The sequence below is a fragment of the Inquilinus sp. YAF38 genome (assembly GCF_052113205.1).
Classification (GTDB): domain Bacteria; phylum Pseudomonadota; class Alphaproteobacteria; order DSM-16000; family Inquilinaceae; genus Inquilinus.
In genome coordinates, this window is record NZ_JBFRCU010000064.1 from 16547 (window position 1) to 43468 (window position 26922).

At 67.8% G+C, this 26922-nt stretch carries 27 protein-coding genes and 1 pseudogene; 12 read left to right on the forward strand and 16 right to left on the reverse strand.

From position 1 onward, the window contains the following. Positions 1 to 4 precede the first annotated feature (4 nt). Positions 5 to 904 carry a LysR substrate-binding domain-containing protein gene (locus AB4Z01_RS24575; protein WP_441698474.1) on the reverse strand — a complete coding sequence of 300 codons (900 nt, stop codon included), beginning with the start codon at positions 902 to 904 and terminating at the stop codon, positions 5 to 7. A 103-nt stretch (positions 905 to 1007) separates the two neighbouring features. Here AB4Z01_RS24575 and AB4Z01_RS24580 point away from each other — a divergent pair, with 103 nt between their 5' ends. Genes AB4Z01_RS24580 through AB4Z01_RS24595 form a run of 4 tightly spaced genes read left to right on the forward strand, consistent with a single transcriptional unit; the run spans position 1008 to position 3370 of the window. Further along, entirely contained in the window at positions 1008 to 1409 is a 402-nt protein-coding gene (locus tag AB4Z01_RS24580; protein WP_441698476.1) for a tautomerase family protein, read from the forward strand. After that, complete coding sequence (locus AB4Z01_RS24585; RefSeq protein ID WP_441698478.1) at positions 1406 to 1813, forward strand: cupin domain-containing protein; 408 nt, start codon at positions 1406 to 1408, stop codon at positions 1811 to 1813. Before AB4Z01_RS24580 ends, AB4Z01_RS24585 begins: the two co-directional genes overlap by 4 nt. An 18-nt stretch (positions 1814 to 1831) precedes the next feature. After that, positions 1832 to 2410, forward strand: coding sequence for a DUF4865 family protein (locus AB4Z01_RS24590; protein ID WP_441698480.1), 579 nt, complete (start codon positions 1832 to 1834; stop codon positions 2408 to 2410). A 39-nt stretch (positions 2411 to 2449) separates the two neighbouring features. Next, positions 2450 to 3370, forward strand: a complete 921-nt coding sequence (locus AB4Z01_RS24595; protein ID WP_441698482.1) for a response regulator — start codon at positions 2450 to 2452, stop codon at positions 3368 to 3370. Between the two features lie 10 nt (positions 3371 to 3380). On the opposite strand, the gene AB4Z01_RS24600 is transcribed toward AB4Z01_RS24595, so the two are convergent. Next, the gene (locus AB4Z01_RS24600; protein ID WP_441698484.1) at positions 3381 to 3887 is read right to left on the reverse strand and encodes an RNA polymerase sigma factor; all 507 of its coding nucleotides are present in this window, start codon (positions 3885 to 3887) and stop codon (positions 3381 to 3383) included. A 383-nt stretch (positions 3888 to 4270) separates the two neighbouring features. On the opposite strand from AB4Z01_RS24600, the gene AB4Z01_RS24605 reads away from it, so the two are divergent. After that, on the forward strand, positions 4271 to 4579 hold the full coding sequence (locus tag AB4Z01_RS24605) for a hypothetical protein (RefSeq protein WP_441698486.1): 309 nt from the start codon (positions 4271 to 4273) through the stop codon (positions 4577 to 4579). A gap of 52 nt (positions 4580 to 4631) precedes the next feature. Here AB4Z01_RS24605 and AB4Z01_RS24610 read toward each other — a convergent pair whose 3' ends face one another. Then, positions 4632 to 7046 carry a glucose/quinate/shikimate family membrane-bound PQQ-dependent dehydrogenase gene (locus AB4Z01_RS24610; protein ID WP_441698488.1) on the reverse strand — a complete coding sequence of 805 codons (2415 nt, stop codon included), beginning with the start codon at positions 7044 to 7046 and terminating at the stop codon, positions 4632 to 4634. Positions 7047 to 7230: 184 nt separating this feature from the next. Here AB4Z01_RS24610 and AB4Z01_RS24615 point away from each other — a divergent pair, with 184 nt between their 5' ends. Then, positions 7231 to 8103 (forward strand): diacylglycerol/lipid kinase family protein, encoded by an 873-nt coding sequence (locus tag AB4Z01_RS24615; protein ID WP_441698490.1) that lies wholly within the window; start codon positions 7231 to 7233, stop codon positions 8101 to 8103. Next, positions 8100 to 8933: an inositol monophosphatase family protein gene (locus AB4Z01_RS24620; protein WP_441698492.1), complete on the forward strand. Its 834-nt coding sequence runs from the start codon at positions 8100 to 8102 to the stop codon at positions 8931 to 8933. Before AB4Z01_RS24615 ends, AB4Z01_RS24620 begins: the two co-directional genes overlap by 4 nt. A 207-nt stretch (positions 8934 to 9140) precedes the next feature. On the opposite strand, the gene AB4Z01_RS24625 is transcribed toward AB4Z01_RS24620, so the two are convergent. After that, complete coding sequence (locus AB4Z01_RS24625) at positions 9141 to 9506, reverse strand: response regulator (protein ID WP_441698494.1); 366 nt, start codon at positions 9504 to 9506, stop codon at positions 9141 to 9143. A gap of 108 nt (positions 9507 to 9614) precedes the next feature. Further along, complete coding sequence (locus AB4Z01_RS24630; protein ID WP_441698496.1) at positions 9615 to 11075, reverse strand: PAS domain S-box protein; 1461 nt, start codon at positions 11073 to 11075, stop codon at positions 9615 to 9617. A 303-nt stretch (positions 11076 to 11378) separates the two neighbouring features. Between AB4Z01_RS24630 and AB4Z01_RS24635 the strand changes: the two genes are divergently transcribed. After that, complete coding sequence (locus AB4Z01_RS24635) at positions 11379 to 12515, forward strand: helix-turn-helix domain-containing protein (RefSeq protein ID WP_441698498.1); 1137 nt, start codon at positions 11379 to 11381, stop codon at positions 12513 to 12515. 78 nt (positions 12516 to 12593) lie between these two features. Here AB4Z01_RS24635 and AB4Z01_RS24640 read toward each other — a convergent pair whose 3' ends face one another. Further along, positions 12594 to 13145 carry a DUF4142 domain-containing protein gene (locus tag AB4Z01_RS24640; RefSeq protein ID WP_441698499.1) on the reverse strand — a complete coding sequence of 184 codons (552 nt, stop codon included), beginning with the start codon at positions 13143 to 13145 and terminating at the stop codon, positions 12594 to 12596. A gap of 150 nt (positions 13146 to 13295) precedes the next feature. Between AB4Z01_RS24640 and AB4Z01_RS24645 the strand changes: the two genes are divergently transcribed. Then, complete coding sequence (locus tag AB4Z01_RS24645; protein WP_429229262.1) at positions 13296 to 13484, forward strand: DUF3008 family protein; 189 nt, start codon at positions 13296 to 13298, stop codon at positions 13482 to 13484. A 47-nt stretch (positions 13485 to 13531) separates the two neighbouring features. Here the strand turns inward: AB4Z01_RS24645 and AB4Z01_RS24650 are convergent, their stop codons facing one another. The 3 genes from AB4Z01_RS24650 to AB4Z01_RS24660 all read right to left on the reverse strand — a co-directional run bounded on the left by AB4Z01_RS24650 (position 13532) and on the right by AB4Z01_RS24660 (position 16122). Further along, on the reverse strand, positions 13532 to 13756 hold the full coding sequence (locus AB4Z01_RS24650) for a hypothetical protein (RefSeq protein ID WP_441698500.1): 225 nt from the start codon (positions 13754 to 13756) through the stop codon (positions 13532 to 13534). Between the two features lie 72 nt (positions 13757 to 13828). Further along, a complete protein-coding gene (locus tag AB4Z01_RS24655) occupies positions 13829 to 14125 on the reverse strand; it encodes a hypothetical protein (protein ID WP_441698501.1) in 297 nt (98 codons plus the stop codon). Positions 14126 to 14388: 263 nt separating this feature from the next. Next, the gene (locus AB4Z01_RS24660; RefSeq protein WP_441698502.1) at positions 14389 to 16122 is read right to left on the reverse strand and encodes an MFS transporter; all 1734 of its coding nucleotides are present in this window, start codon (positions 16120 to 16122) and stop codon (positions 14389 to 14391) included. 261 nt (positions 16123 to 16383) lie between these two features. Between AB4Z01_RS24660 and AB4Z01_RS24665 the strand changes: the two genes are divergently transcribed. Then, positions 16384 to 17226 carry a hypothetical protein gene (locus AB4Z01_RS24665; protein ID WP_441698503.1) on the forward strand — a complete coding sequence of 281 codons (843 nt, stop codon included), beginning with the start codon at positions 16384 to 16386 and terminating at the stop codon, positions 17224 to 17226. Positions 17227 to 17327: 101 nt separating this feature from the next. Here AB4Z01_RS24665 and AB4Z01_RS24670 read toward each other — a convergent pair whose 3' ends face one another. Together AB4Z01_RS24670 and AB4Z01_RS24675 are read right to left on the reverse strand one after the other, a co-directional pair. Then, positions 17328 to 17675: a DUF3088 domain-containing protein gene (locus AB4Z01_RS24670; protein WP_441698504.1), complete on the reverse strand. Its 348-nt coding sequence runs from the start codon at positions 17673 to 17675 to the stop codon at positions 17328 to 17330. Between the two features lie 10 nt (positions 17676 to 17685). Further along, complete coding sequence (locus AB4Z01_RS24675; RefSeq protein ID WP_441698505.1) at positions 17686 to 18144, reverse strand: Lrp/AsnC family transcriptional regulator; 459 nt, start codon at positions 18142 to 18144, stop codon at positions 17686 to 17688. Positions 18145 to 18282: 138 nt separating this feature from the next. Here AB4Z01_RS24675 and alr point away from each other — a divergent pair, with 138 nt between their 5' ends. Together alr and AB4Z01_RS24685 are read left to right on the forward strand one after the other, a co-directional pair. Beyond that, positions 18283 to 19428, forward strand: coding sequence for an alanine racemase (alr, locus tag AB4Z01_RS24680; RefSeq protein ID WP_441698506.1), 1146 nt, complete (start codon positions 18283 to 18285; stop codon positions 19426 to 19428). Next, complete coding sequence (locus AB4Z01_RS24685) at positions 19425 to 20750, forward strand: D-amino acid dehydrogenase (RefSeq protein WP_441698507.1); 1326 nt, start codon at positions 19425 to 19427, stop codon at positions 20748 to 20750. Before alr ends, AB4Z01_RS24685 begins: the two co-directional genes overlap by 4 nt. A 1-nt stretch (position 20751) precedes the next feature. On the opposite strand, the gene AB4Z01_RS24690 is transcribed toward AB4Z01_RS24685, so the two are convergent. The 5 genes and pseudogenes from AB4Z01_RS24690 to AB4Z01_RS24710 all read right to left on the reverse strand — a co-directional run. Then, positions 20752 to 22284: a calcium-binding protein gene (locus tag AB4Z01_RS24690; protein WP_441698508.1), complete on the reverse strand. Its 1533-nt coding sequence runs from the start codon at positions 22282 to 22284 to the stop codon at positions 20752 to 20754. Between the two features lie 135 nt (positions 22285 to 22419). Further along, the gene (locus tag AB4Z01_RS24695) at positions 22420 to 22746 is read right to left on the reverse strand and encodes a protealysin inhibitor emfourin (protein ID WP_441698509.1); all 327 of its coding nucleotides are present in this window, start codon (positions 22744 to 22746) and stop codon (positions 22420 to 22422) included. Positions 22747 to 22766: 20 nt separating this feature from the next. Further along, positions 22767 to 23840, reverse strand: a complete 1074-nt coding sequence (locus AB4Z01_RS24700) for a M4 family metallopeptidase (protein ID WP_441698510.1) — start codon at positions 23838 to 23840, stop codon at positions 22767 to 22769. Between the two features lie 68 nt (positions 23841 to 23908). Next, positions 23909 to 26362, reverse strand: coding sequence for a hypothetical protein (locus tag AB4Z01_RS24705; RefSeq protein WP_441698511.1), 2454 nt, complete (start codon positions 26360 to 26362; stop codon positions 23909 to 23911). 269 nt (positions 26363 to 26631) lie between these two features. Then, a pseudogene (locus AB4Z01_RS24710) lies at positions 26632 to 26922 on the reverse strand (glutamine--fructose-6-phosphate transaminase (isomerizing)); the annotation flags it as partial.

A 26922-nucleotide genomic window follows, 5' to 3' on the forward strand; every position in this document is an offset into this window, starting at 1 on the left:
AGCCTCACGCGGCCGCGGCGATGCCGGGCAGGGAGTCGCGGACCGACTGCGCCAGGATCGCGGCCAGGCGGGCGGCGACGGGATCCGGCTCGGCCTCAGCCCGCAGCAGCGTCAGGGGCAGCGACAGCAGCGCCGGCGCCGCGGCCGGATCCAGCACCCGGACGCCGGCGGGCAGGCCGAAATCGGTGCGGATGGTGACGCCGAGCCCGGCCGCCACTGCCGCCCACAACCCGCCGAGGCTGGGGCTGACGAAGGCCAGGCGCCAGGGGATGCCGGCGTGGTCCAGCGCGGTGGTCGCGGCGGTGCGCAGCAGGCATGGCGCCTCCAGCGTCGCCAGCGGCAGCGGCTCATCGGGCCGGCCGAAGCTGGAGCCGAGGTCGCCCGCAGCCGGCCCGATCCAGCGCATCGGCAGCTCGGCGATCCGCGCGGCATAGGGCAGGGCGCCGCCATCGCCCCAGGCCAAAGCGAGATCGAGCTGGCCGGAACCGACCCGGTCCAGCAGGTCGAAGCTGCGGGCGATCCGCGCCTCGATCCGCACCTTCGGATGGGCGCGAGCAAAGCGGCCCAGCACCGCCGGCAGCAGCGCCTCGCCGAAATCCTCGGACAGGCCGAGCCGCACCCAACCCTCGAGATCGGCGCCATGCACCGCGGCCGCGGCCTCGTCGTTGAGAGTGAGCAGCCGGCGGGCATAGGCCAGCATGGTCTCGCCGGCCTCGGTCAGGGCCAGGCCGCGCCCGGATTTCCGGAAGATCGGCCTGCCCGCCTGCTCCTCCAGCTTGCGCAGCTGGGCGCTAACCGCCGAGGTCGAGCGGCCGAGCCGCTCGGCCGCCTTGGCGAAGCTGCCGAGCTCCATCCCCGTGGCGAAGCTGCGCAGCACGTCGAGGTCGAAGGTGATCCGGCGCATATGGATCGTCCCGATTTTATGAACTGACCGTTCAGATCTTTCCGATTTTCCGGACAAACCTGCGGCGCTATCTGCTGGGCGTCAAGTCTGATGGAAGATCGCCATGCCGCTTACCCGCATCTCCCTCGCCAGGGGCAAATCGCCCGACGACCTCCGCGCCTTATCCGACAGCCTGCACCGCGCGCTGGTCGAGGCCTTCGACGTCCCACCCGACGACCGCTTCCAGATCATACAGCAGCATGAGCCGGGAGAGCTGGTGTTCGACCGGACCTATCTCGGTGGCCCGCGCTCCGACGATTTCGTGCTGTTCCAGATCACTGCCGGCCGGCCACGCAGCGCCGCGACCAAGGCGGCGTTCTACCGGCGCCTGGTCGAATGCCTGGCCGAGGTGCCGGGCATACGGCCCGAAGACGTCATGGTGGTGATCTCGACCACTCAACTCGACGATTGGTCCTTCGCCGGCGGCGTCGCCTCGATGGTCCAGGATGGCGGGGGCGCGCGATGATGGCCGACACCACGCCGGGCAATCCCGGCGAGATGACCATCCGCCGCGCCGGCACGGCGATCACCCGCGCCCCAGACGGCATCGCCAGCGGCCCGTTCTGGGTCGAGACGCTGCTGCAGGGGCGTCACGACGGCGAGATGACGGCGATGCGCGCCACCCTCGATCCCGGAATCCGCACCCGCTGGCACAGCCATCCCTTGGGGCAGTTGCTCTACGTCCTGCACGGCGTCGGCCTGGCCCAGCGCGCCGGCGGAACAGTGGAAGAGGTGAGGGCGGGGGACTGCGCCTGGTTCGCGCCCGGCGAGCGGCACTGGCATGGCGCCGCCGCTGACAGCGTCTTCGCCTATGTCAGCATCCAGCCGGTGCAGGACGGAACGGCGGTGCATTGGATGGAGCCGGCCTGACCGGCCTGGAGGATTTGCATGTATGCGATGCAGTACGAGATCACCCTGCCGGCCGATTACGACATGCAGGTCATCCGGCGCCGGGTGGCGGTCCGAGGGCCGGCGCTCGACGCCTTACCCGGGTTGGGCCTCAAGGCCTATCTGATCCGCGAGCGCGGGGTCGACGGCGCGCCGGTCAACCAGTATGCGCCGTTCTACCTCTGGGCCTCGACCGCGGCGATGGGCCGCTTCCTGTGGGGCGGCGGCGGGTTCGGCGGCATCGTCGACTCCTTCGGCCGGCCGGCGGTGCGGCACTGGACCGGAATCGCCTGCCTGGCAGGACCGGACCGGAGTGGCACCTCGCGATGTGCTACCCGCCACGCTGAGCCGCTGCCGGAAGATGCCGATCCTGCCGGCCTCGTCGCCGAGGCGGTCGCGGATCTGGGCCGGCGCGCCCGTCTGCCCGGCGTGCACACCGCGGCCCTGGCAGTCGATCCGCAGTCGTGGGAGCTGGTGCGCTTCACCCTGTGGACCACGGCGCCGGCGGCGGACGGAGAGCGGTACCAGGTGCTGCATCTCTCGACGCCGCAGCTGGGCGAGATCACCAGCTCGGCATGACGGGCCCGGCCAACGGGATGACGATGCCAGATTTCAGGCGTGACCCAGGTCACCTCCGGCTTTGCCGCTCGGGTGCGATGGTCCGGGCACAGCACAGGCGGCGGGACCCACCGCTGCCGGAAACTGGAGTCAGAAGCCTTGCTTCAACATCGGATGTCCCCGGCCGAATACCTCGTCACTTCCTGGTCGCAGACCGAGTCCAGCACGCCGACGCGGCTGGACCTCGACACCGCGAACAGCAACCGGGCGATCCGCGTCCTGGTCGCCGACGACGACCCGGCGATGCGAGAAACGATCGTCGATTACCTTGAAAACCACGGCGTGCGCGCGGTCGCGGCTGCGGGGCGCCAGGAGATGGCCCGCCACATCGCCCGGGGCGAACTGGATGTGGTGATCCTGGACCTGCAGCTCGGCGAGGGTGCCGGGCTCGAATTGCTGCGCGAGGTGCGGACGCACTCCGCCATCCCGGTGATCATCGGCATTGGTCGCGGTCAGGAGGAGGTCGATTGCGTCATCGGGCTGGAGCTCGGCGCCGATGATTATCTGAGCAAGCCATTCGGTCTGCGGGAGCTGCTGGCGCGAATCCGGGCGATCTTGCGCGGGCGGGACCTCGCGCGGGCGGCGCCGCAACGAACCCCCGAGCGTGGCCGCTGCCGCTTCGGCGGCTGGCAGCTCGACCGCCGCCTGCGGCGGCTGACCGACGCCCAGGGGGCCGAGGTGCCGCTGTCAAAGGCTGAATATGCCCTGCTTGTCGCCTTCGTCGCGGCGCCGCAGCGACCACTCTCGCGCGAGCAACTGCTGCAGGCGACGCGGATCCGGGAGGATGTGTTCGACCGCACCGTCGACGTGCAGGTGCTGCGGCTGCGCCGCAAGCTGGAGGCCGACCCCAACGCCCCGAAGATCATCCGGACCGAGCGCGGCGTCGGCTATATCTTCACCCTGCCGGTCGAGGTGTTGTGATCAATCGGCCTTAGTGAACCGCCCGGTCCTCGCCGCGCAGGGCGTTTCGGGCCCGCGCGAGACGAGACCGGATGGTGCCGATCGGAACATGCAGCCGTTCGGCCGCCTCTTCGTAGGAGGCGCCGTTGATCGCCACGAGGTGCAGCACCTCGCGATGGCTGCGCGACAGGGAGGGCCAGCGTTCCTCCACTTCGCGCACCTCGATCGTCTCGGTCTGGTTGGCTGGGGCGGGCAGGTCCCAGCCCTCAATCGGCACCATCTCGGTCTGGTTGCGCTTGCCCGCGACGAATTTCGAGAGGTGGAGGCGGCGCATCATGACGATGAGCCAGGCCACGATGTTGCTGCCGGGCCGCCAGAGATGAAGCTTCAGGGCGGCCCGCAGCAGGGTCTCCTGGATCAGGTCGTCGGCATCCGCCCGGTTGCGGGTCAGGCTCACGGCATAGCGCCGGAGGTCCGGAATGCAGGGAGCGACGGTCGCGAGGAACTGTCGCTCGGTTGCGGCTGAGATGGCCGGCATCGGGGAGCGTCCGTGTTGCGACTGGATACCCAACGAAACCGATAGGTGGCCGGACTGTTCCCTTAAAAAATCTCATCTTCCAAGCCTTCGGCGCAATAAACTCCCGCCTCGGTTGTCGTACTTCGCTGCGATGCCTCAGATCAGCGGCCCCGGGCTATCAATTGATAAGCGATTTAAGGTGTGCCAATCCGCCAGCATGATCCGCAAGATATACAAATCGGCATTTGTCTGAGTTGATGAATCCTTGTGCAGTTGATCGTCCTCTGGCGGTTCTGCCTTCGTCGCGGCGCCAGCGGAACAATCGCCGGGGCATTGCCATTGCCTCATTGTCCTCCGCCGAAGCGCGGCGGAAGGCGACCCTGCCAGCCTATAGGGGAAGTCCAGTGAAACTCGTCCTACTCGCCGCCGCGGCAGTTCTCGCCGCCGCCCCAGCTTTTGCCGACTGCCGGTCGGACGCCCAAGTGCAGGCGGAGAAAGTCCGCACGGCACAACAGCTTCTGAGCAACCAGGCCAGCGCGCCGATGACGGAACAGTGCCGGACCGGCTCTACCCTGATCGCCGAGGCCAAGCGCCTCAACACGATCAATCGCAACTGCCAGGGGCAGTTGCAGCTGACGGCCCAGGACCTCCAGCGGGCCGACCAGCGGATCCAGGCGGCGGACCAGGAATACGCCACCCAATGCGGTAGCTGATCCCTCTCCCGCRCCGACAGGGCCGGTCCCAAAAGGACCGGCCCTTTCCATATCAGCGCGGCAGCGCATAAGCGATGATCGAGTCTCCGGCCCTGGTGCCGAGCGAGCCATGGCCGCCGGCGACCACCACCACGAATTGCCGTCCGCTCTGCTCCGAACGATAGGTCATCGGCGTGGCCTGGCCGCCCGCCGGCAGCCGGTCCTCCCAGAGCTGACGGCCGCTGGTCACGTCATAGGCGCGGACATATTGATCGAGGGTCGAGGTCAGGAAAGCGACGCCGCCCGCGGTCATGATCGGCCCACCCAGGCTGGGCACGCCCATGCGGATGGGCAGGGGCACCGGCGAGCTGTCGCGGATGGTGCCGTTCTTGTGCCGGTAGACGACCTTGCCGCTGCGCAGGTCGACCCCGGCGACAAAGCCCCACGGCGGCGCCTGGCAGGGCAGGCCGAGCGGCGACAGGAAGGCATTCAAGGCCACCATGAAGGGCGCGCCGTAGTTCGGGTTGACGCCGCCGGTCTCCTGCGTGCCCTGGATGTCCGACCCGCCCGCGGGTCCCTGCGCGCTCTCCTGTTTGCCCCCGGCATTCTCCCGCCGGATCAGTTGGTCGACGAAGGCCATGTAGTCCGGGTTGGCGAAGGCCACCTGGCGCACCGGGTCGACGGCGATGCCGCCCCAGTCGAAGATGCCGAAATTGCCGGGATAGACCAGCGATCCCTGCTCCGACGGCGGCGTGAAGATGCCGTCGTAGCGCAGCGACCGGAACTGGATCCGGCACAGCAACTGGTCGAACATGGTGGCGCCCCACATGTCGCGCTCCTCGAGCGGACGGTCGGGCAGGAAGGTGAGGGCGGAGAAGGGCTGGGTCGGCGCCGCGTGGTCGCCTTCCGCAGCGCCCTGCGGCACCTGCCGCTCCTCCACCGGGACGACCGGCTCGCCGGTGCGGCGGTCGAGGACATAGATGTCGCCGCGCTTGGTCGGCGCCACCAGCGCCGGCACCTTGCCGCGCGGCAGGTCGAGGTCGATCAGGCTGGGCTGCGAGCCGATATCCATGTCCCAGAGGTCGTGATGCACGGTCTGGAACACCCAGCGCGGCTTGCCGGTGGCGATCTCCAGCGCCACGATCGCGCTTGAGTACCGCTCGGATTCGGGCGTGCGCTTGCCGCCCCACTGATCGGGTGGCTGGTTGCCCATCGGGATATAGATCAGCCCCAGCGCCTCGTCTGCGCTGGAGATGCTCCAGCTGTTCGGCGAGCTGGCGACATAGGTCTCGCCGGGGCCGAGCGGCTCGGTCCGGTCCGGCCGCCCCGGATCCCAGGCCCAGACCAGCCGGCCGGTGGTGGCGTCATACGCGCGGATCACGCCCGACGGCATCTTCACCGAGACGTTGTCGCTGACATTGCCGGCGATGATGACGAGATCGCGGGTCACCACTGGCGGCGAGGTCGAGTAGTACATGCCCTCCTGCCGCTCCGGCATGCCCTGCCACAGATCGACCTGCCCGTTCTCGCCGAAGCCGGGGCAGGGTGTGCCGGTGTCGGCATCGAGCGTGATCAGCCGGGCATCGGCGGTCGGCATGAAGATCCGGCGGCTGCAGTCGCCGGACGTTGCTACCTGAGTGCCCGCCACCTCGTGATAGGAGACGCCGCGGCAGGTCAGGTGCTGCAGGGCTTTCGATTGCGAGATCTTCGGGTCGTAGCGCCACTTCTCGCGGCCGGTCTCGGCGTCCAACGCGATGACGAAATTGTGCGGCGTGCACAGATAGAGGGTGTCGCGGACCTTGATCGGCGTCACCTCATAGGTGGTCTCCCCGGGGTCGTCCGGGCCGCGGACGTCGCCGGTGCGGAAATTCCAGGCGACCTGCAGCTTGGCGGCATTCTCTGGTGTGATCTGGGTCAAGGGCGACCAGCGGTTGCCGTAGGAGGACCGGCCATAGGCGCGCCAGTCGCCATCCGGCACCCCGCCATAATCCTGCGGCACCTGGCCCTGCGCCGTCGGCAGCTCGCCCGGCCGATCGTGCCGGTCGGTGACCATCGCGGCGATCCCGGCCACGGCCCCGATCAGCAACGCGGCGGCCAGCGGCAGGCCGGCGCCACGCCAGGCCGCCGGCGGCGGATCCGCCGGGTGGCGCCGGAGGCCGCGGGTGATCCAGGGCATCAGCAGCCAGAGGCCGACCAGGAACACGATGTCGCCGCGCGCCGCCAGCGGCCACCAGTCGAGGCCGATCTCGGCCACCGCCCATGCAATCGTGCCGAGCACGACCACGGCATAGACCCACAGCGCCGCGGGGCTGCGGAACAGCAGCAGCAGGCCGGTCAGGACGAAGCCGAAGCCGGCCACGAGGTAATACCAGGACCCGCCGAGTTTGAGCAGCCAGACGCCGCCGGCGCCAAGGGCGAAGCCGAGCAGGATGATGACGAGCCCGGAGAGCCAGAGCACCGCTCGCAAGCTGCCGCTTCGTTCCGGCATCGACGTCTCCATATTTGGTCGGACTGAGGATGCCGCAACCGGCATCCGGGGACTGCAGTCCTGAGCGAACTTCCGAGTGAGCTTGCTCGTTCCAGGCCGGCGTCAAGGCGGCGCGGGTGCGGCCGGCAGACGCGCCGGGCCGAAGCGGACGGAACCGAAACGGCCGTGGCCGGATTGTTCGACCATGGAAGTATCTCTGTTTCACAATCCCAAAGCCGGCGACGGCGACTGGCCGGCCGACAAGCTGGTCCGCCTGCTCGAGATGTCCGGCTTCGCCCCGGTGCATTGCTCGACCCGCAGCAAGGAGTTGGAAAAAGCCCTGGAGAATCCGCACGACCTCGTCGTGATTGCCGGCGGTGACGGTGCCGTGGCCGAGATCGTGCGGGCGCTGCACGGCCGCAGCCACACCGTCGTGATCCTGCCGACCGGCAGCTCCAACAACATCGCGCGGGCGCTCGGCATCGTCGAGGAACCGCGCCACATCGTCGCCGGCCTGGCCAAGGCGAAGCGCACGCCGCTTCGGATCGGCGTGGTCGAGGGGCCGGAATGGTCCCGCAACTTCGTCGAGGCGGTCGGCATGGGTCCTCTGGTCGCCGCGATCGAGCAAGGCGCTGCCGGCGGCAAGGAGCACGGCTCCGACCTGCTCGGAGAACGCCGGGAAGATCTGCGCCGCATCGTCGCCGACTGCGAGCCGCTCGACGTCAGCATTGCCGTCGACGGCAAGCCGCTGGACGAGAAGATGCTGATGCTCGAGGTCATGAACCTGCCGATGATCGGGCCGAACCTGTTGCTGGCGCCGGAAGCCGACCCCGGGGATGCGCATCTCGATGTAGCCTGGCTGCCGGCGGCGAAGCGCCGGTCAATGCTGGCCTGGCTGAAGGATCCGGAGGCCAGGGGATCACCGCTGCAGCGGATAAGGGCCGAGCAGGTGAAGCTGCACCCGCGGGGCGGCAGCCTGCATGTCGACGACAAGGCGGTCGAGGGCGGCGAAGCCACGCTGACCATCCGTATCGAGCCCAAACCGGTGACCGTCCTGATCACTGGAGGTGAAGAATGACCAGCGACGACCTGCCCGCGGCCCAGTTGCAGCAATGGGAGGAGACGGCGATCGAGTTCGCCAGGCTCGCCGGGGCCGAGATCGTCGCCTCGCTCGGCCGGACCTTCAGCGTCCGCTACAAGACTGGGGCCGGGCAGGGGGATGATCTGCTGTTCCGCGACCCGGTCTCGGAGGTCGATCAGCGGGTGGAATCTCTGATCCGGCTGCGCCTGGCCGAGCTGTATCCCGACCACGGCATCATCGGCGAGGAGATGGAGGACCATCCGGCAGGTCCCGACAGCCCGGTCTGGGCGATCGACCCGGTCGACGGAACCACAAACTTTGTCAATGGCTTGCCGCTGTTTGCTGCGTCGATCGGCCTGCTGTATCGCGGCCGGCCCGTGATCGGCGCCGTGTGGTGCTCGACCAGCCACGCCCTGCGCTCCGGCGTCTATCACGCCTGCGGCCACGGTCCGCTGAGCTTCGACGGGGCGAAGCTGGAGGTCGGCCCGAACCCGGCGGTGCGCCGGCGGCTGGCGGGAGAGCCGCGGCTCGATCCCGGCACGGTGCTGCCCTGGGAAACCCGCAAGACCGGATCGGCCGCGATCGAATGCGCCTTCGTCGCCGCAGGCCTGCTGGAGGTGGCGCGGTTCGAGCGGCCGAATGTCTGGGATGTCGCCGGCGGGCTGTGCCTGGTCACGGCCGCCGGTGGCACGGCGTTCACGCTGTCGAACCAGGAGCGTGGCTGGGAACGCTTCACCAGCTTCGGCGACGATCCCCGCAGCTGGCACGGCCAGCTTGTGATCGGGCCCGAGGCCGCCGCCATCCGCCGCAAGGACGCCGTCGCGTGATCCGGTCCGGATCTCTTTGTTGAGGTTTGTGCTCTAAGACATTGATCTATTGCGGATAGACTGAGAGCTCACGTGAGAGTGAGCCGACGCACGGTCTGAGGACGCATCTCATTTTCCATAATATATATTATCCGACTTTTATATAGCCCCAATCTTTGCCCATAAGCCGCTTCTCTTGTCCCCCATGTTGGTTCCAGCCCCATTCGGCTATCGGTGGCCGGCGATGTCGGCGATCACGGCAGCGAGCTCGCTTTGGGTGTAGGGCTTGGGCAGCAGCCGGGCCTCCGGGACGCCGAGCCGGGCGCACTCCTCCGGCCCGGCCTGGCCACTGGTGTAGATCACCCGGACGCCGGGATGGATCTCACGCACCGCCCAGGCGAGCGTCCACCCGTCCGGGCCGGGCGGCATATGGATGTCGGTGAACAGGATCTGCAGCTCCCGTGCGGTTCTGGCCGCGGTGATCGCCGCCTCGCCCCCGGTCGCGGACAGCAACTCCAGCCCGAGCTGCTGGGCCGCGTCCTCCGCCATCATCCGCACGAAAGGCTCGTCTTCCACGATCAGGATCGCGGCCATGCTGTCGCTTTCGATCGATCCCGGCTGGTCAATTCCGGTGCCCGCCGTCGCAACGGCTCGGCCCGTGGTCTGGTTCCAAGCCTGCGACCAAGGTCTTGGTCGCAGCTTTCATCCGGCCAAGCGTTCAAGCGGAATGGTCATCAGGATGGTCAAGCCGTCGGCGTCCCAGCGACGCGTGATCTGACCCTGCAACTGGCCCTTGACGGTGCCGTCGATCAGCCAGGTGCCGAAGCCGTCATCTTTGGCGGTCCCACCGGCCGGTGGCCCGTCCCGCTCGGCCCAGCTCAGCGACAGCACCTCCGCCTCGACCGTCCAGACGACGGCGATGCGGCCCGACGCCGTGGACAGGGCGCCGTATTTGGCGGCGTTGGTCACCAGCTCGTGCAGCAGCAGCGCCAGGCTCGTCACCGCATGACCGCCGACGACCACCTCCGGTCCGGCAATGGTGACGCGCCCGTCATTCTGTTCCTCGAAGGGCGAGACAATGGTGCGGGCCAGAGCGTCGAGCGTGGTCGGCGTCACCGCCTGCTCGCGCCGCAGGTCCGGCAGGGTCAGGTCATGCGCGCGGGCCAGGGTGGCAAGCCGGTTGCGCACCTGCTCCGCCAGTTCCTGTGGCGTCCGCGCGGTGCGGGTGCTCAGGGTGATGACGGCGCCGGCCAGGGCGAACAGGTTCTTGACCCGGTGGCTCATCTCCCGCAGCAGCAGGATCTGGCGCTCCTGAGCCCGCTTCCGCTCGGTGATGTCGCGGGCGATCTTCGAGGCGCCGACGATCTCGCCTGTCCGGCTCCGGATCGGCGAGATCATCAGCGAGATCTCGACCAGGCTGCCGTCCTTGCGGCGGCGAATGGTCTCGAAATGCTCGACCCGCTCACCCCGGCGGATGCGGGCCAGGATCTCGGGCTCCTCGTCCAGCCGGTCCGGCGGGATCAGGATCGTGATCGGCTTCCCGATCGCCTCTTCGGCGGTATAGCCGAACAGGTGTTCGGCCCCGCGGTTCCAGTTTGTGATGACGCCGTTGAGGTCCTTGGCCACGATCGCGTCCTCCGAGGATTCCACGATCGCCGCCAGCCGCTGCGCGGCCTGCTCGCCGAAGGCACGCTCCGCGGCCTCGGCCAGCGCCCGCTGCTCGGTGCGGTGCCGGTCCGAGAGGTCGACCAGCATGTTCACGGCGCCGGTCAGCCTCCCCTCCCCGTCAAACAGCGGCGTGGGATAGGGGATGAACGGAACCCGCGTGCCGTCGGGCCGCTCGGCCACCGCCTCCATGCCCCGGATCGGCTTCCCTTGCTGCAGCGCCAGGGCCATTGGGCACTGGTCGTGCGGCAGCGGCGTGCCGTCCGGCCAGTACAGCTTCCAGGAGCCGCAGAACTCGCTTTTGCCCAGCTCCGGCCTGCAGCCCCACAGCTCGGCCGCGGCGTCGTTGTAGAAGGTGATGCGTCCGTCCGCGTCGGTGGTGTAGATCGCTGCCGGCAGCGCCTGCAGAATCTCCCGCGCTGCGTGTTCTCCGGCCGGGATGGCCGGCGCTGTCGATTCTGGAGTCGCAGGCGAAACAGCCTGGGGAGTGCCGCTCATTCGGTGCCCTCTGAAACCGGTATGCCCCACGCCGAAGCCGATGGGAATCGAGGGCCGCCGAACCAGCCGACCACGCGTCGCTGAATCTAGCGTAGCGCAACGCTGGGCTCAACATGGGAACGAAGCAAATGTGCCGGTCTTCGGCGATTAAAAAGCCAGCCGGATTAACATATGATATTTTTCGAGCCTGTATTCTGAGCGCGAGTTCCAACCGATAGCGAAGCGAGAACACGGACGTCCGGAACACTTGACCGGCCTGCGTGTTGATCGATCCGTCGAGACTCCAATTCATAGGGCTGACCCATGCCTGTCCGGGTGGTCGCTCCCCCCGCATCTTCCGGATCTCCAGCGCCGGCAGACATCGGCCGGCCCAACCGTCGCGACGCGCATGCCGCGGCGCGTTCGCAGCTCGATCTTCTCGCCCCGGCGGTCCGTTCGCGGTTGGCCGGCGCGGATCAGGTCCGCCTGGCGAAGGGACAGCGGACCGATTGGGGCGACCGTGACTGCCTCCATCTCCTCCGCTCCGGCTGGATGGCCCAGTTCCGCACCCTGACCGATGGTCGGCGGCACGTCCTGCGCTTTCTCATGCCCGGCGACATGGTCGGGGTGACCTCTCAATTCTCCGGATCGGCGCCCGCGCCCGCTGTCGCCCTGACCGATGCCCGGGTGGCGACCGTCCCGGTCGCGGAGCTGATCGACCCCGCCTCGGCCGCGGCCCTGCGCCAGTGCTGCGTCCTGCTGGCGATGGAGAACGTGCAGGCGCATGAGACCCTGCTGTCGCTGGGGTGCCTCAACGCCGAGGAGCGCGTGGCCGCCCTGCTCCTGGGACTGTACGAGCGGGCCTGGGCACGGGATCTCGTCAGCGACCGCGGCCTGCGGCTGCCGCTGACCCAGCAGGATATTGCCGATGCGCTCGGCATCTCGCCGGTCCACACCAACCGGATGGTGATGAAGCTGCAGCGCACCGGGTTGATCCGGCTCAAGGCCGAATGGCTGCAGATCCTCGACGGGCCGGGTCTTGAGGCGCTGGCGCAATGGACGCGGCCGATGGCCTGGACCAAAGGCTTGGATCGCGGCCCCAAGCCGATGGAACGCACCGCCCGGCGCATCCTGGTGGTGGAGGACGATCAGCTTCTGGCGCTGCAGATGCAGGCCATCCTCCGCTCGCTCGGCTTCGAGGTGCTGGGCCCGGCCGGCTCGCTCGAGACCGGCCTGCGCCTGGCCGAAGCCGGCGACGTCGACGCCGCGGTCCTCGACGTCCGGCTCGACCAGGGCCAACGGGTCTTCCCGGTGGCGCAGACGCTGCAGCGCCGCAGCATCCCCTTCTCCTTCATGACCGGCTACAGCGATCCGGAGCTCGACCGCTTCCAGGCTCCGGTCCTCCGCAAGCCGGTCGAGACCGGCAGCGTCGCCGCCGTGATCGAGCAGCTCATTCACTGATCGCGCAGGGTCCGAGCCCTCGGCACGAGTCGGTTGGGTTGGCCCAGGGCGAACCCAACGGCCATGAGCGGGCCTCGTTCAGCGCAGGCCGGACAGGATGGTCTGGGCCTCGTCGAGATGGTGGCTGACGATCGGCGTCAGCTCCGCCGCCACCGCCTTCAGATTCGGGTCGCCGCCGCTTTCGCCGTAGCTCTGCTGCAGCTTCAGCGCCTCCTGATGGCCTTCGACCTGGCCTTCCATGTATTGGCGATCGAACTCGCCGCGCGGAGCCGACCGCAGCGCCGCCAGCTTCTCCTGATGCTGCGGGTCGAGAGCGGTCGGCAGCTGGATTCTCAGGTTCGAGGCAGCAACGGCATTGCGGATCTTGGTGGTGGACTCGGTGTGATCCCGCACCATCGTCCGGGCGAAGCTGCGGACCTCGCTGCTCCGGGCCCGCCGGGTCGCGACCTTGCCGGCCTCGACCTCGAACAGGTCGCTCATCCCGGCGGTCTGCACGTAATTTGCCGGATCGATCTGTGGCGCCGGCGCCAGCGATGCCAGCATCTGCGCCGGCTCGCTGTCCCGGCTGCAGCCTCCGAGTACGAGCGCGCCCATGATCGCTGCCGCGGGCAGCACGAGAACGGCCTTCATCGCAAATCTCCCTGTTGGGGGCAGAATGTACGATTGCAACGGGACAGGTGCGGGGGGCGTTCCGAATCGAACCGGGACGCAGGGCGGCTTCGGAACCGGCCGGCGCTCCCCGCCGTTCCCGAGTCAGGCATTCCATTACGGAGGCACATCATGCCGGCGAAGTCGAAGTCGCAGCAGAAGGCCGCCGGCGCGGCCCTGGCCGCCAAGCGCGGCGACCAGAAGGTCGGCGAGCTCAAGGGTGCGTCGAAGTCGATGTACAAGTCGATGAGCGAGAAGCAACTCGACGAACTGGCCTCGACCAAGCGCAAGGGCAAGCCGGAGCACGCGTCGAAGTCATGATCCGCGTCGGCGGCACGGGGCGGCCGGGTATGGCCGTCCCGTGCGGCCTATTGATAGCGCATGGCCACGGCGACCGAGCCGGCCGCCACGCCCAGCGCGGCGGCGGCGCTCCGGTGCGGCTGAGGCTGGCTGCTGTTCGATCCCGTCGGATCGGTTGATGCTGCGAGAGCACCCGGCGCGGTCGGTCCGTCAACCGACGGGGAGTGAACAGAGCCGGGCGTGGCAACCAGGGCGGTCCCGGCGGCATAGGCAAACACGGTCGATCGGATCATTCCCCGGGCTCCGTGACTGGCGGCTGGTGAAACCATCTGCGTCAGAGAACGGGCCCGGGGCGCCGAAGTTCCTTACACCAGCCGCCCGATCGCGCCGGCCTGCTCGGAGTTGTCCAGCAGCTCCATCAGCTCCGATGGGGTGATGTCCAGCCCCTCCTCGTCCAGCAGCGCCATCGCCAGCGTACAGGCCATGGCGCTCTTCTCGTTGTCGGATAGCGGCTCGTGCTTGTGCATCATCAGCTGCCGCAGCCAGATCGCGAATTCGATCGGCGTCATCCGCCCGTCCCGTACCTGGCCGAGCAGGGTCAGCGTTAGATGCGCAGCGCTTTCGAATTCGAGCGCGGCGAAGGTATCGATCGGAGGTTTCATAACGGCGTGCCGCGTCTGTGACGGTCTTGCCATCGGCCGATGGTCACGTCCGGTTTCCAATGCATCGTTCGACTCCGCCAGACTAGCCCCGCCGGCCGCGGATGGCCACCCGGTATCAACCAAATTCCGAGTCCGAAGATGACGCTCGAAACTCCTCGTCCGGCTGCGTTTCCTTTGCCTTCTACATCCAGAGTTGTGGATTCCGAGATCGGATTGAAAGGAATACGGAACGAAGCGGGCCTGATATTGTGCGCCGGGCGGCTCTAGTCCGAACCGGCGGGCTGCAGCGCCGCCGCCTGCCCGGGCTTGGCCGCGCCGCCGGTCGGAGGCTTGGCCGCAAGCATCCGACGGCCGCGCCGGCGCCAGCTGATGGCGTGGCGCACCGCCGGCGGCGGCGGCCCCTGATGCAGCCGCCCGACCCGGTCGATCAATTCGCGCTCGGCGACCGTCAGCCGGGCCAGCAGCCGCAGATGCTCGTACCAGCTGTCGACGAAATAGACCTCGCTCCATTTCAGCCGGTCGGCGGCGTCGCGAAACAGCGACCAGCGGCTGGCGCCGTTGCGCAGCCGCACCTCGCGCAGCCGGATGGTGGCGCGGACGAAGTCGCGCTCCTGCTCCGCCCCGATGCGGTATTCGACCACCACCATCACGGCGTCGCGGCGCGGGTCGATCTGCAGGGCCGGAAGCTCCAGCTTGCGCGCCGGCGCGGCGCGCAGGTCGACCAGGGCGATGTCCGGGATCTTCAGTCGCAGCGCCCACAGCGCGCCGACCAGCAACGCCACACCGCTGGCCGCGAGCGTGGCGGCGACACCCACGTTCCCGGCCATGGCGCCCCAGGCGACCGAGCCGAGCGCCAGCCCGCCATACAGCGCCATCTGGTAGATCGCCATGGCCCGGGCCTTGACCCAGTCCGGCACCAGCAGCTGCACCGCGGTGTTGTAGGTCGATACCACAGCGATCCAGGCGACTCCGCCGACGAACAGCACCGGCACCAGCACGGCGGTGATGTGCACGGTGCCCAGCGCCAGCAGCACCGCCGCGAAGACGAAGGCCGAGCACGAGATCAGCCAGCTGGTGCCCAGCCATTCCCGCGCCGGGTGCACCAGGAAGCCGCCGCAGACGGCGCCGATGCCGAGCGCGCCGAGCAGCACGCCGTAGCCGATTGCGTCCTGGCCGAGCTGGTCGAGCGCCAGCAGCGGCAGCAAGGCCCAGACCGAGCTGGCGCAGAAGCCGAAAATGAAGGACCGCGTCGCCACCCGCCGCGTCACCAGCGAATGCCGGGCGAAGCGCAGCCCCGCGGTGACGGCGCCGCGCAGCGTCTCCGGCGGCAGGGTCGAGCGCGCCGGCCGCCAGCCCCAGGACCAGATCGCCGCCAGCAGCCCGGTGAAGCTGGCGGTGGCGATCAGGAACACCCATGGGGCGCCGAGCCAGGCCAGCAGGAAGCCGCCGATCGCCGGTCCCAGCGCGCGGGCGACGTTGTAGTTGATCGAGTTCAGCAGCACGGCGCTGGCCACCGCCGGCTTCGGCACCATGTCGCCGACCGCCGCCTGCCAGGCCGGCCCTTCCAGCGCATAGCCGATGGCGATCAGGAAGGTCAGCCCGATCAGCCCGACCGGCTCCAGCAGGCCGAGGAAGCCGAGCACGGTGAGGCCGAGGCCGCCAAGAGCGCAGCACGCCTCCCCCGCCAGGATCATCTTGCGGCGGTCATAGATGTCGGCCAGCGCCCCGGTCGGCAGCGACAGCAGCACCAGCGGCACGGCGGTCGCGACCTGGATCAGGGCGATCAGGAACGGGCTCGCCTCGGTGACGGTCAGCTCCCAGGCGGCGGCGACCGACTGCGCCCAGTCGCCGAGATTGGCAAACAGGCCGGTGAGCCAGACCAGGCGGAACACCGGATGGGACAGCGCCTCGACGAACGGCAACAGCAAGCCGGACGGCGCCGGCTCGGCGGCGCGCTCAACCCGCAGATCGTCCTTAGCGCCGACAGCTTGCTGCATCCGATCCAGCCCCGCTTGCCCGAGGTCTCCACAACTCTAGGCATGGCTGGTTCGTCCGCGCAAAGGGCGCGGTGACGACTTCCGGCCCGACATAGCGACTTTCGGCTTTCAGATAGCCACTTCCGGGCCCTTCAGAGAGCTACACTTCGCTCTAGGTATTCGAATTTTGAAAGCTCAAAATACATTCGAGTTTGCGACGCATGCCGACCGTTCTAAGATGCCGGGACCAGCCGGTCGGGCCGGCACAGGGGAGGCCGAAGAATGCGCGATCGTCCGGGCCATGGCGTGACGCTGTCCTACTATGATTTCGGCCAGACGCCGTTCTTCGCGCTGCAGGCGGACCAGCGCGTCTCCTACTGCCTCTACGTCCCGCGGGACTATCAGGAGGACGGCGACAAGACCTACGGCCTGGCAGTGCTGATGCACGGCACCGGCCGCACCGTCACTGCCTATCGCGACGGCTTCATGGACTTCGCCGACGCCCATGACTGCATCCTGCTGGCACCGCTGTTCCCGGCCGGGCTGATCAAGCCGGGCGAGCTCTCCAACTACAAGCGCCTGGCCTTCCACGACATGCGCTTCGACCTGCTGCTGCTGGCCATGGTCGACGAGGTGGCGGCAAAGTACCGGGTCCGGGCTGAGCGCTTCCTGATGTTCGGCTTTTCCGGCGGCGGCCATTTCGTCCACCGCTTCCTCTACGTCCATCCGGAGCGGCTGCTGGGCGTCTCGATCGGCGCGCCGGGCTCGGTGACACTGCTCAATTGGGATTACGACTGGTGGGTCGGCCTGCGCGATTTCGAGACGCGTTTCGACCGGCCGGTCGATCTCGCCGCGATGCGCCGGGTCGCGGTGYAGATGGTGATCGGCGGCGACGACACCGAGACCTGGGAGATCGTCACCAAGCCGACCGATCCGGGCTGGATGGAGGGCGCCGACCTGGCCGGCGGCAACCGGCAGGAGCGGATGCGGTCACTGCGCAACAGCTTCGAGCGCCATGGCATCGCCGTGCGCCACGACATCGTCCCCGGCGTCGGCCATGACGGGCCGCTGGTGCTGCAGCCGGTGAAGGACTTCTTCGCCCGGACGCTGGAGGAGTCGAGCTGAAGTGGCGACAGGAGGGGGTTGCGTTTTGTCGTCATACTCGACCATTGGGTGATGAACTCATCCTGCCTGCCTCCGGGGCGTGTGGAAGGAGCCGTAGCCGATCAGGGATGCGGGTCGGGGAAGCCGTGACGCCGCGACAGCGCGGCGAGGATGCGGTCCTTGCCGGCGATGAAGCGGACTGCGCCATGGCTCTCCGCCTCGGCATCGGCCGGGCTCCCCTCGCCCAGCACCAGCAGCGGCACGGACTGGTTCTGCTCGCCGACCAGTGCCACCACGGACTGGCGCGGCCGCGGCCAGGCAATCCGCTCGACGTCCAGCCGTACCGCCAGCTCCGGGAAGGAGGCCAGCACGCCCTCCATCAGGGCGCAGTGCCAGCAGAAGAAGATCTGGCCGGGATAGGCCGGGTCGGTGAAGCCCGGGCGCAGCAGGAACAGGCGGTCGCGAGTCACGGCGGTCTCCTCAAGTCCCGGAATTGCCCCGGATCACGCTGCGCAGGGTGAAGGCGGACTGGATGCGGGAGACGCCGGGCATGCGCGACAGCTGCTCCTTGTGGATGCGCTCGTAATCCGCGGTGTCGCGGGCGACGACGCGCAGCAGATAATCCGACATGCCGGTCATCAGATAGCACTGGTCGACCTCCGGGCATTTCCGCACCGCCGCCTCGAAACGGGCGAGGTACTCCTCGGTCTGCCGCTCCAGCGTGATCTGGACGATGGCGATGGTCGGGTTGGCGACATCCGGCTCGTCGATCAGCGCGGTGTAGCCGCGGATGATGCCGGCATGTTCCATGAGCTGCCGCCGGCGCAGGCAGGCTGAGGGCGACAGCCCGACCGCCTCGGCCAGGTCGGCGTTGCTGATGCGCCCGTCGGCGCGCAGCAGCGCGATGATCTTGCGGTCGATGGTATCGAGCGAGTTCATGTGTGGTTTCTGCGAAAACCGGTGAATTTGCTGCGAACACCAGACCATCCGGCCGCAGAAGGATCAACGGAAATCAAGGATCGCCGAGGGCCCTCGGCCGTATTCTGAGGTCGTTGGATCCCCAGCGGTTCGGCCCCGATGACCACTTCCCTTCCAGACGCCTCCGGCGCCACTCTGATCGTCGATCTGGCCGCGATCCGCGAGAATTATCGTGCGCTGCGTCGCCGCCTCGGCGGCACCGCCTGCGGCGCCGTGCTCAAGGCCGACGCCTACGGGCTGGGCGCCGACCGCGTCGCCCCGGTCTTGGCCGCCGAAGGCTGCCGCCACTTCTTCGTCGCCCATCTCGAGGAGGGCATCGCCCTCAGGCCGCATGTGCCGGAGGCGGCGGAAGTGTTCGTGCTGCACGGGCTGATGCCCGGCTGCGAGGACATCGCCTCGGCGCACCGCCTGACCCCGGTGCTGAACAGTCTGGAGCAGGTCGAGGCCTGGACCGCCCTGGCGCGCCGCCTCGGCCGGGCGCTGCCGGCGGCGCTGCAGCTCGACACCGGCATGTCGCGCATGGGGCTGTCGCCGGCCGAGCTGGACCGGATCGCGGACGAGCCGCAGCGTCTGGCCAGCCTCGGCCTCCGCCTGGTGATGAGCCATCTGGCCTGCGCCGAGCGGCAGGACCATCCGGCCAACAACACCCAGCGCCTGCGCTTCGACGTGGCCCGCCGCCGCCTGCCCTCGGCCCCGGCGTCGCTGGCGAATTCCTCCGGCATCTTCCTCGGCCCCGACTTCCACTACGACATGGCCCGGCCCGGGGCCTCCCTCTATGGGCTGGCCCCGGTCTCCGGCGCGGCGAACCCGCTTCGCCCCGTGGTGCGGCTGCAGGCACGCATCGTGCAACTGCGCGGCATCGCCGCCGGCGACGGGGTCGGCTACGGCCTGACCTGGCGTGCGACGGGGCCGACCCGGATTGCGACCGCCGCGGTCGGCTATGCCGACGGCTTCCCGCGCAGCACCGGCATGGCCCATCTCGGCGACGTCGCGCTGCCGGTCGCCGGCACCGTGTCGATGGACTCGATCACGCTCGACGCCTCGGCTCTGCCGGAGGGCGCGCTGCGCCCCGGCGCCGTGGTCGACCTGATCGGCCCGCATCGTAGCGTCGACGCCGTCGCCGCCGATGCTGGGACGATCGGCTACGAGATCCTCACCCGCCTTGGCCGCCGCTTCCGCCGCGAGTACCGCGACGGCCAGCCATCCCCCTCCCCCGCCCTGGTTCTCGAAGGAGTTCCGTCGTGAAGGTCATCGTCCTCGGCGCCGGCGTCATCGGCGTGACCACCGCCTTCTACCTCGCCCGCGCCGGCCATGAGGTGACGGTGGTCGACCGGCAGGAGGGGCCGGCCAACGAGACCAGCTTTGCCAATGCCGGCCAGGTCTCGCCGGGCTATTCCGCGCCCTGGGCGGCGCCGGGCGTGCCGCTGAAGGCGATCAAGTGGATGCTGATGGAGCACAGTCCCTTCGTGCTGCGCCCGCAGCTGGACCCGCGGCAGTGGCTGTGGCTGGCGCAGATGCTGCGCAACTGCACCGCCGGCCGCTATGCCGTGAACAAGGAGCGGATGGTCCGCCTGGCCGAATACAGCCGCGACTGCCTGCGCCAGCTGCGCGCCGACACCGGCATCGCCTATGACGACAAGGCCCAAGGAACGCTACAGCTGTTCCGGACTCAGAAGCAGGTCGACGCCGCGGCCAAGGACATCGCCGTGCTGCGCGAGGCCGGGGTGTCCTACGAGGTGCTGGACCCGGCCGGCTGCGCCGCGGTCGAGCCGGCCCTGGCCGGGGTGACGGACAAGCTGGCCGGCGGCCTGCGCCTGCCCGGCGACGAAACCGGCGACTGCTTCAAGTTCACCAACAACCTCGCGAAGCTGGCCGCCGGCCTGGGCGTGACCTTCCGCTGGGGCGCCCGTATCGCCGGGTTGATGACCGATGGCAACCRCATCGGTGGCGTGGCGCTGGAGGGCGGCGAGACCCTGCGCGCCGACAGCTATGTCCTGGCCCTGGGCAGCTACTCGCCGCTGCTCCTCAAGCCGCTGGGCATCGAGATCCCGGTCTATCCGGTCAAGGGCTACTCGATCACCGTGCCGGTTACCGAGGCGGCGGGCGCCCCGGTCTCGACTGTGATGGACGAGACCTACAAGGTCGCGATCACCCGGCTGGGCGACCGCATCCGAGTCGGCGGCACCGCCGAGCTGGCGGGGTTCAGCAACAAGCTGTGGGACGCCCGGCGGCGGACGCTGGAGCATTCGGTCACCGACCTGTTCCCGACGGGCGGCGACGTCTCCCGCGCCAGCTTCTGGACCGGCATGCGGCCGATGACGCCGGACGGCACCCCGGTGGTCGGCCGCACGCCCTACGGCAACCTGTTCCTCAACACCGGCCACGGCACGCTGGGCTGGACCATGGCCTGCGGCTCCGGCCGGGTGATGTCGGACATCGTCTCCGGCCGCCGCGCCGAGATCGACCTGGAAGGGCTGGCGATGGACCGCTACCGCTGGGCCGACCTGACCGGCATCCGCGGCCCCAAGGGCCGACCGGTCGGTGCGCCGATCCCGCAGGCGGGATAAGTCACAGCACGAAGTCGGCGGCGATCAGGACGACCGTGCCGGTGAGCTGGATGTGGAAGTCGGAGGCGCCGTCGCCATTGACGTCCCCGGCGATGGTGGTGACGCCGCCGCCCGTGCTGTAGCGCAGCTGGCCGGCGACGCCGCCATAGGCGGCGGTGCCGATGAAGCTGAAACCCTGGTCGCCGGCGACGGTCGTGTTGGCGTCGATCCCCGCAAGGTCGATCCTGTCGCCCTGCGCATGGCTGAAATCGGTGATCCGGTCCGCCCCGGCCCCGACCGGGCTCTGCGCCGCAAAGCCGTAGACGAAGCGGTCGCCGCCGGCGCCTCCAGTCAACGTGTCCTTGCCGCCCGCCCCGGTGAGCACATCGTTGCCGCCCCAGCCCTGCAGCGTGTTGGCGCCGGTGTCCCCGACCAGGCTGTCATTGCCCAGGTTGCTGCCGGAGAGGTTCTCGATCCCGTCCAGGTAGTCGCCCGCGGCGTCGCCATTGCTGGCGGTATTGGCCGCCAGGCTGATCACGACCCCGACCGAGCTGGTATAGTAGCTGGCGGTGTCGTTGCCATTGCCGCCATAGAGGCTGTCCGCACCGGCGCCGCCGCGCAGCACATCATCGCCGTCGTTCCCGGAGAGATAGTCGTTTCCGGCGTCCCCCGAGAGGGTGTCGTTGCCGTTGTCGCCATAGAGTGAATCGTAGTCCCCGCCGCCGGAGAGCACATCGTTGCCGTCGTTGCCGGTGAGAGTGTTGCTGACGGCGTCTCCGGTCAGCACATCGTTGTGCGCGCTGCCGTAGACATTCTCGAAATTCGAGATGCTGTCGCCTTGCGCGTCGCCGCCGCTTGCGGTCCCCGACGCCAGATTCACCGCCACGCCGGCGGCGGAGGAACTGTAGGTCAGGGTGTCGGTGCCGGCACCGCCGCCGAGCGTATCGCCGCCGGCGCCACCTTCGACATAGTCGTTGCCTTCGCCGCCGTAGAGCGTGTCGATGCCGGCGCCGCCATAGAGATTGTCCTGGCCGTTGTCGCCGTAAAGGATGTCATTCCCGTCCTCACCGGACAGGTAGTCGCCGCCGTCGCCTCCGGTGAGGATGTCGCTCCCCAGGCCGCCATATCCGTTGTCGCGGCCGCTGCCGCCGTGGAACGTGTCGTTCCCGGCATTGCCGGAAAAGCTGTCGTCGCCGTCTCCCCCGGTCACGACATCGTTGCCGGAGCCGAGAGCGAAGTACAGCTTCTCGAAGTTGCTGAACTGCACGCCGGTCGAGGCGGTCGTGGTGCCCCCCGAGTTGACCGTGACGGAGAACGCCGTCGAAGCGTTCCAATAGTAGAATTGGAGGACGTCCTGTCCGGTGCCGCCGTCGAGGATGTCGGCACCGCCATAGGTATAGACGAAGTCGTCGCCGTCCCCGGCGTTGATGGTGTCTATCGAGCCAGGCAGCGAATCGCCGTCGCTGATCGTGTCGTCCCCTCCACCGCCGGTGATCTGGTCGCTGGACGAGGTGCCATTGAGATTATCGTCGCCCGCCGTTCCATTGATGATCATTGCCTTGCCTCTCCGGAAACGCGTCACCGAAATTCAGTCTCGACTGGCAATTTCGCATCACATTGCGGCATTAATTCGGATCATATCACAATATGCAGGATGGCCGATGTCTGGCGCACCCGCGGGGGACGCGGATCATGGCCGCCGGTTTTCCCGTAGCGCCCGGACCTGGTCCTGCAGGCAGCGGATCAGGTCCTTCAGCGCCGGATCGGCGATCGGTTCGGGCAGCTCAAGCGTGCGGCTGCGGCCGTCCTGCTCGATGGTCAGGGTGAAGCAACGGGCGTCGGGCATCGGCAGGCTCTCCGCCGCCGCCGGGCGGTCGAGGACACGGGCATCGCGCACCAGCGCCTCGATCCGGGCGGCCTCCGCCTGCGGCAGCGCCGCGAGGTCCAGCACCACCGGCTCGGCCAACCCCGGCGCGTAGAACAGGCCCGGGCTCGACATCGCGAAGGTAATCCGCATCATCCGCTCCTGCCCGGCCGTCAGCCGGTCGGAACTCCGACCTGCTTCCAGGCGTCGGCCACGGCCTTGACCTCGACCCTTTTCGACCCGGGCAGCCGGCCCGCCACATCCACCGTCACCGCGGCGAAATCGGCGAACTTCGTGGTCTCGGTCACCCGGGCATCGCGCAACGCATCGTACCAGATCCGCCCCGCCCGCTCCCAGGCATTGCCGCCGATGGCGGTGGCGGCGAGGTAGAAGGCCCGGTTCGGGATGCCGGAATTGATGTGGACGCCGCCATTGTCCTGCATCGTGTCGACATAGTCGTCCATGTGGCCGGGCTGTCTGTCGCGGCCCAGCACCGGATCGTCATAGGCAGTGCCCGGCGCCTTCATCGAGCGCAGGCCGACGCCCTGCACCTTGGCGGTGAACAATCCCCCGCCGATGATCCAGTCAGCCTCCTCGGCCGTCTGCTTCAGCACCCATTGCCTGACCAGCGATCCCCAGACGTCGGATAGGGATTCGTTCAGCGCCCCGGGCTGCTGCATGTAGACCAGCGCGGCCTCGTCCTCGGTGACGCCGTGGCCGAGCTCGTGGCCGATGACGTCGAGCGAGGCGGTGAAGCGGTTAAACAGGTCGCCGTCGCCATCGCCGAACACCATGCGCTGGCCGTTCCAGAAGGCGTTGTTGTAGTCCTCGCCGTAATGGACCGTGGCGTCGAGCGCCATGCCGTCATCGTCGATCGAGTTGCGGCGATAGGCCTCAAGGAAGAAGTCGAAGGTGTGGCCCAGCCCGTCATAGGCCTCGTCGGCCGCGACGTCGCCGGATGGTCCCTGCCCTTCGGCCCGCACCAGCGTGCCCGGCAGGGTCTCGCCGTTGCCGGCAGTGTAGATGCTGCGCTGCCGCGATGGCGGCAGGGCCAGCCTGCGGCTGCGGCGCGCCGCCACCGACTGCGCCGCCGCCAATCGGACGCGCATGGTGCGGAATGTGGTGTCGACTCCGAGCGCCCGGTTGGCGGCCGCCTTCTGGGCCTTGCTGCCATTGGCGAGGATCTCCCGCAGCAAATAGGGCGGCAGGATACAGAAGAGCGAGTGACGATGGTGTCGGGTGCACATGGGACTCTCCCTCTTCCGACAGGCGATCATTCCCAGATGGGGTGCACCCGATAGAAGCCGCGGTGCCGTTATTCGTTCCCTGCCCCATCCCGTGCCGGCGGAGGCGCATATTCTGAAAGCCCGACGAAGGGGAAATAGGCGGCAAAGGTTGCGGCGAACAAAGTCGTCGCCAAGGCAATGGTCTGGTTCGTCACGCTGAGGTCCTTGGTCAGCTCGGCGACAACGTTGCCCAGCAGGAGAACGATATAGGTGAAGGCCTGACGTGCATGCGCGGCATCGGTCCCCTGGCGACGAACCTCGGCGAAGGTGTGCTTGAGCTTGAAGCCCACCTTGGCCCGGTATCGCTTGAGGCCCTGCACACCCTGATGGGCGTTCGGGTCGCCTGGCATCGCCGGCTCGAGGCCCTGCGCAATCCTGTCGAAGTACTGGTTGAAGGCACGGTACGAAATCGTCTCCATCAGCTCGACAGCCGTATAGGCCCCGACATATTTGGCCACCTCCTTGGCGGCTTCCCTTCCGACCAGGCCGGCCGCCTGGGTACCGGCGCCGCTATGCACCAGTCCTTGAGCGATCAGAATGGTCGTCAGCTGGGAATACACCGAGTACGCCAGATTGTCGCCGAGCACCGCCCGCATGTTCAGCAGCAGGTCGCCGCGACGATTCTGCGTGACCGGCATGAACAGGTTCGCCATGTCGCGCAGGCCTATAATCAGCGCCCTGGCAGCCGCGGGCGCCTGGGCCGCAACCCCGCCCCCCTTCTGGGCAGCGGCGGCGGTCGCCCCGATCATCATCAGCGTATTGGTGACGAGCGAAGCGTATTGCTTTCCTGTCGGTGCCATTCGGTCCGCTTCCGGTCGACTGGCGCTGGTGTCATAGACCAGGCCGCCAACCTTCACCACGACCGGCAGAAAATTCAGCCCGATCAGCAATGCGGCGAGATCCTGTTGCGTCTTGTCGCTGCTTGCGGCGATGCCATAGGAAGCCGCTTCCCGGATGGTGGCGAATGTGGTCAGCAGCGCGGCGTCGCGCAGAATGATCTTCCCGATATCCACGGTTGCACGCAGCATGCTTGCGCTTGCTGCCGCATCCGTCCCCTCCGCCCCGGCCGCCTCGGCGTCGACGAGGAGTTGCTCCATTCTCTGCCGCGTCTCCCGGAGATCCGACGGAGCGGTCTCTCCCTCGACATCCGTCTCCTGCGGTTGCGTCGTTGTGGGCGCCGCGGTTATCTCGTCGTCCTGAAGCGATTCAGGCAGTTGCTGGATGGCGCGACGGAGCGCTTCGCCGTCCAGTCGCTCCAAAGTCTGCATAAGTTGATTAATTTTTCCATCTAGCTCAGCATTTTGTTGATCCAGCGTAGTTTGATTTTGCTGAATCTCATCATTTTTATTTCTACTTTCCAGTATCTTGGATTCGATGTCCGAAATTTTCTCCTGATTCTGAGAAATTTTATTTTTAATGTCTTCTATGTTCCTTTCATATACTTTAATTATTTCATCGGTATTTCTAATTTCTTGTTCCAGTTCTTCGATTTTATTGTTCGCATTTATTGATTCCTGCATCTTCAAATGAAATTCGTCGTCAATGGACTGAAGTTCACTGATCGCAGAATCCCGGCCATCCGCAAGGTTGCCCAGAGCGTCGATGACGCGGGTCACCTGCTCTGTCTCGGTTGTCAGACCTGCCACCTTGGTCCCGATCCGATCGAGGTCTTCCTCGCTGGTTTCCACGGCTTCGGAACGCTCGGCCTCAAGGGCTCTGAGCCTTGCAATTTCCGCCGCATATCCCTGGTCCTGCGGATCTTCAGGCGGGGGGCCGAGGGCCTCGATCTCGCGCTGCAGGGCCTCGAGGCCTGCGATCGCATCGGTGTTCCGCCCCCTGGCTGCCTGCTCTTCCGCCTGCGCCTCTTCCGTCCGCCCCGCCAGATCGTCGAGCTCCCGGCCGAGAGCGTCGCGCCGTTCGGCGATTAGAGCCTTCAAGCGGTCTAAGTCCTTCGTTTCGCCCGCTTCGCCCACCGCGATTCCCTGGGCATCCAACGCGGCGCCGACCTCCGTCCACCGTTCTTCGAGTGTATCGAACAACCTGTCGAGCTCGACCTCATAACCGTCCAAGGCCTCACGTTGCGCTTCAACCTGTTCCAGCAGCTCAAACGAGGCGTCCTGCTGCCTGCTCATATCCGTGAATGCTTGCTCCTCCGCCGTAGCAAGCCGCTCGAATTCACTGAGATGGTCGTTCTGCGTCTGCTGGAAGCCGTCCAGACTCTCGAAAAGCGCCATCTGCTCTTCTGTGCCTGTCAGCCGATTGTCGAACAGGGTTTGCGATTCTTCGAGGCGGGTGGTGAGTTCTTCATCCGTGTCGCGCCGGGCCAGCGTCCGAAGGCGCCGCGCGTCGACGGCGGTCCGTATCCGGGCAGGGTCGGTGTCCGTCAGCCGAGCCAACCAACTGATCAGTTCCGGGCCGACCGGCGGTTGCCCTTGGCTCGAGCTACTTCCGCCAATTGTCGGCTGCTGTGAACTGTCCGCCATCCTTACTCTCCCAACGCTGCCCGGAGAACCGAGATTGTTACGCCTGACACAATCCCGGCAGGATTGGCCCGAAGGGCACCGATGGGAATTCCGCTTTTGTTATGGGCCGATGCGCGACCCGGATGTCCGCGCCGGCCCTCCCGCCAAGCGAGACCGTTCAGAACAGCAATCCATCCCTTTGCCGTCATTCTTGCGATTGCGTCATTGCAGGATCGCCGAGCAATCCGCCGCTTTCGAAGACCCCTCGGCCTTGATCCAGGCGGAGTCCCCTACTCCACCGTGACGCTCTTGGCGAGGTTGCGGGGCTGGTCGACGTCGGTGCCCTTGGCGACGGCGGTGTGATAGGCCAGCAGTTGCACCGGCACGGCGTAGAGGATCGGGGCGACGAAGGGGTCGACGGCCGGCAGGTCGATCGCCGCGACGGGGCCGGGTCCGAGCTTCTCGATGCCCTCGCGGTCGGAGAAGAAGATCACCTTGCCGCCGCGGGCCATCACCTCCTGCACGTTCGACACCGTCTTGTCGAACACCGGGTCGCGCGGCGCCAGCACGATCACCGGCAC

What these genes read in the sequence shown, in the direction of transcription:
- AB4Z01_RS24650 (WP_441698500.1), bottom strand. Translation starts at nt 13,756, where the DNA reads ATGATCCGATCGACCGTGTTTGCCTATGCCGCCGGGACCGCCCTGGTT.
- AB4Z01_RS24615 (WP_441698490.1), top strand. Translation starts at nt 7,231, where the DNA reads ATGGAAGTATCTCTGTTTCACAATCCCAAAGCCGGCGACGGCGACTGG.
- AB4Z01_RS24655 (WP_441698501.1), bottom strand. Translation starts at nt 14,125, where the DNA reads ATGAAACCTCCGATCGATACCTTCGCCGCGCTCGAATTCGAAAGCGCT.
- AB4Z01_RS24610 (WP_441698488.1), bottom strand. Translation starts at nt 7,046, where the DNA reads ATGCCGGAACGAAGCGGCAGCTTGCGAGCGGTGCTCTGGCTCTCCGGG.
- AB4Z01_RS24640 (WP_441698499.1), bottom strand. Translation starts at nt 13,145, where the DNA reads ATGAAGGCCGTTCTCGTGCTGCCCGCGGCAGCGATCATGGGCGCGCTC.
- AB4Z01_RS24690 (WP_441698508.1), bottom strand. Translation starts at nt 22,284, where the DNA reads ATGATCATCAATGGAACGGCGGGCGACGATAATCTCAATGGCACCTCG.
- AB4Z01_RS24645 (WP_429229262.1), top strand. Translation starts at nt 13,296, where the DNA reads ATGCCGGCGAAGTCGAAGTCGCAGCAGAAGGCCGCCGGCGCGGCCCTG.
- AB4Z01_RS24700 (WP_441698510.1), bottom strand. Translation starts at nt 23,840, where the DNA reads ATGTGCACCCGACACCATCGTCACTCGCTCTTCTGTATCCTGCCGCCC.
- AB4Z01_RS24590 (WP_441698480.1), top strand. Translation starts at nt 1,832, where the DNA reads ATGTATGCGATGCAGTACGAGATCACCCTGCCGGCCGATTACGACATG.
- AB4Z01_RS24580 (WP_441698476.1), top strand. Translation starts at nt 1,008, where the DNA reads ATGCCGCTTACCCGCATCTCCCTCGCCAGGGGCAAATCGCCCGACGAC.
- AB4Z01_RS24600 (WP_441698484.1), bottom strand. Translation starts at nt 3,887, where the DNA reads ATGCCGGCCATCTCAGCCGCAACCGAGCGACAGTTCCTCGCGACCGTC.
- AB4Z01_RS24675 (WP_441698505.1), bottom strand. Translation starts at nt 18,144, where the DNA reads ATGAACTCGCTCGATACCATCGACCGCAAGATCATCGCGCTGCTGCGC.
- AB4Z01_RS24585 (WP_441698478.1), top strand. Translation starts at nt 1,406, where the DNA reads ATGATGGCCGACACCACGCCGGGCAATCCCGGCGAGATGACCATCCGC.
- AB4Z01_RS24630 (WP_441698496.1), bottom strand. Translation starts at nt 11,075, where the DNA reads ATGAGCGGCACTCCCCAGGCTGTTTCGCCTGCGACTCCAGAATCGACA.
- AB4Z01_RS24695 (WP_441698509.1), bottom strand. Translation starts at nt 22,746, where the DNA reads ATGCGGATTACCTTCGCGATGTCGAGCCCGGGCCTGTTCTACGCGCCG.
- AB4Z01_RS24660 (WP_441698502.1), bottom strand. Translation starts at nt 16,122, where the DNA reads ATGCAGCAAGCTGTCGGCGCTAAGGACGATCTGCGGGTTGAGCGCGCC.
- AB4Z01_RS24620 (WP_441698492.1), top strand. Translation starts at nt 8,100, where the DNA reads ATGACCAGCGACGACCTGCCCGCGGCCCAGTTGCAGCAATGGGAGGAG.
- AB4Z01_RS24635 (WP_441698498.1), top strand. Translation starts at nt 11,379, where the DNA reads ATGCCTGTCCGGGTGGTCGCTCCCCCCGCATCTTCCGGATCTCCAGCG.
- AB4Z01_RS24705 (WP_441698511.1), bottom strand. Translation starts at nt 26,362, where the DNA reads ATGGCGGACAGTTCACAGCAGCCGACAATTGGCGGAAGTAGCTCGAGC.
- AB4Z01_RS24575 (WP_441698474.1), bottom strand. Translation starts at nt 904, where the DNA reads ATGCGCCGGATCACCTTCGACCTCGACGTGCTGCGCAGCTTCGCCACG.
- alr (WP_441698506.1), top strand. Translation starts at nt 18,283, where the DNA reads ATGACCACTTCCCTTCCAGACGCCTCCGGCGCCACTCTGATCGTCGAT.
- AB4Z01_RS24625 (WP_441698494.1), bottom strand. Translation starts at nt 9,506, where the DNA reads ATGGCCGCGATCCTGATCGTGGAAGACGAGCCTTTCGTGCGGATGATG.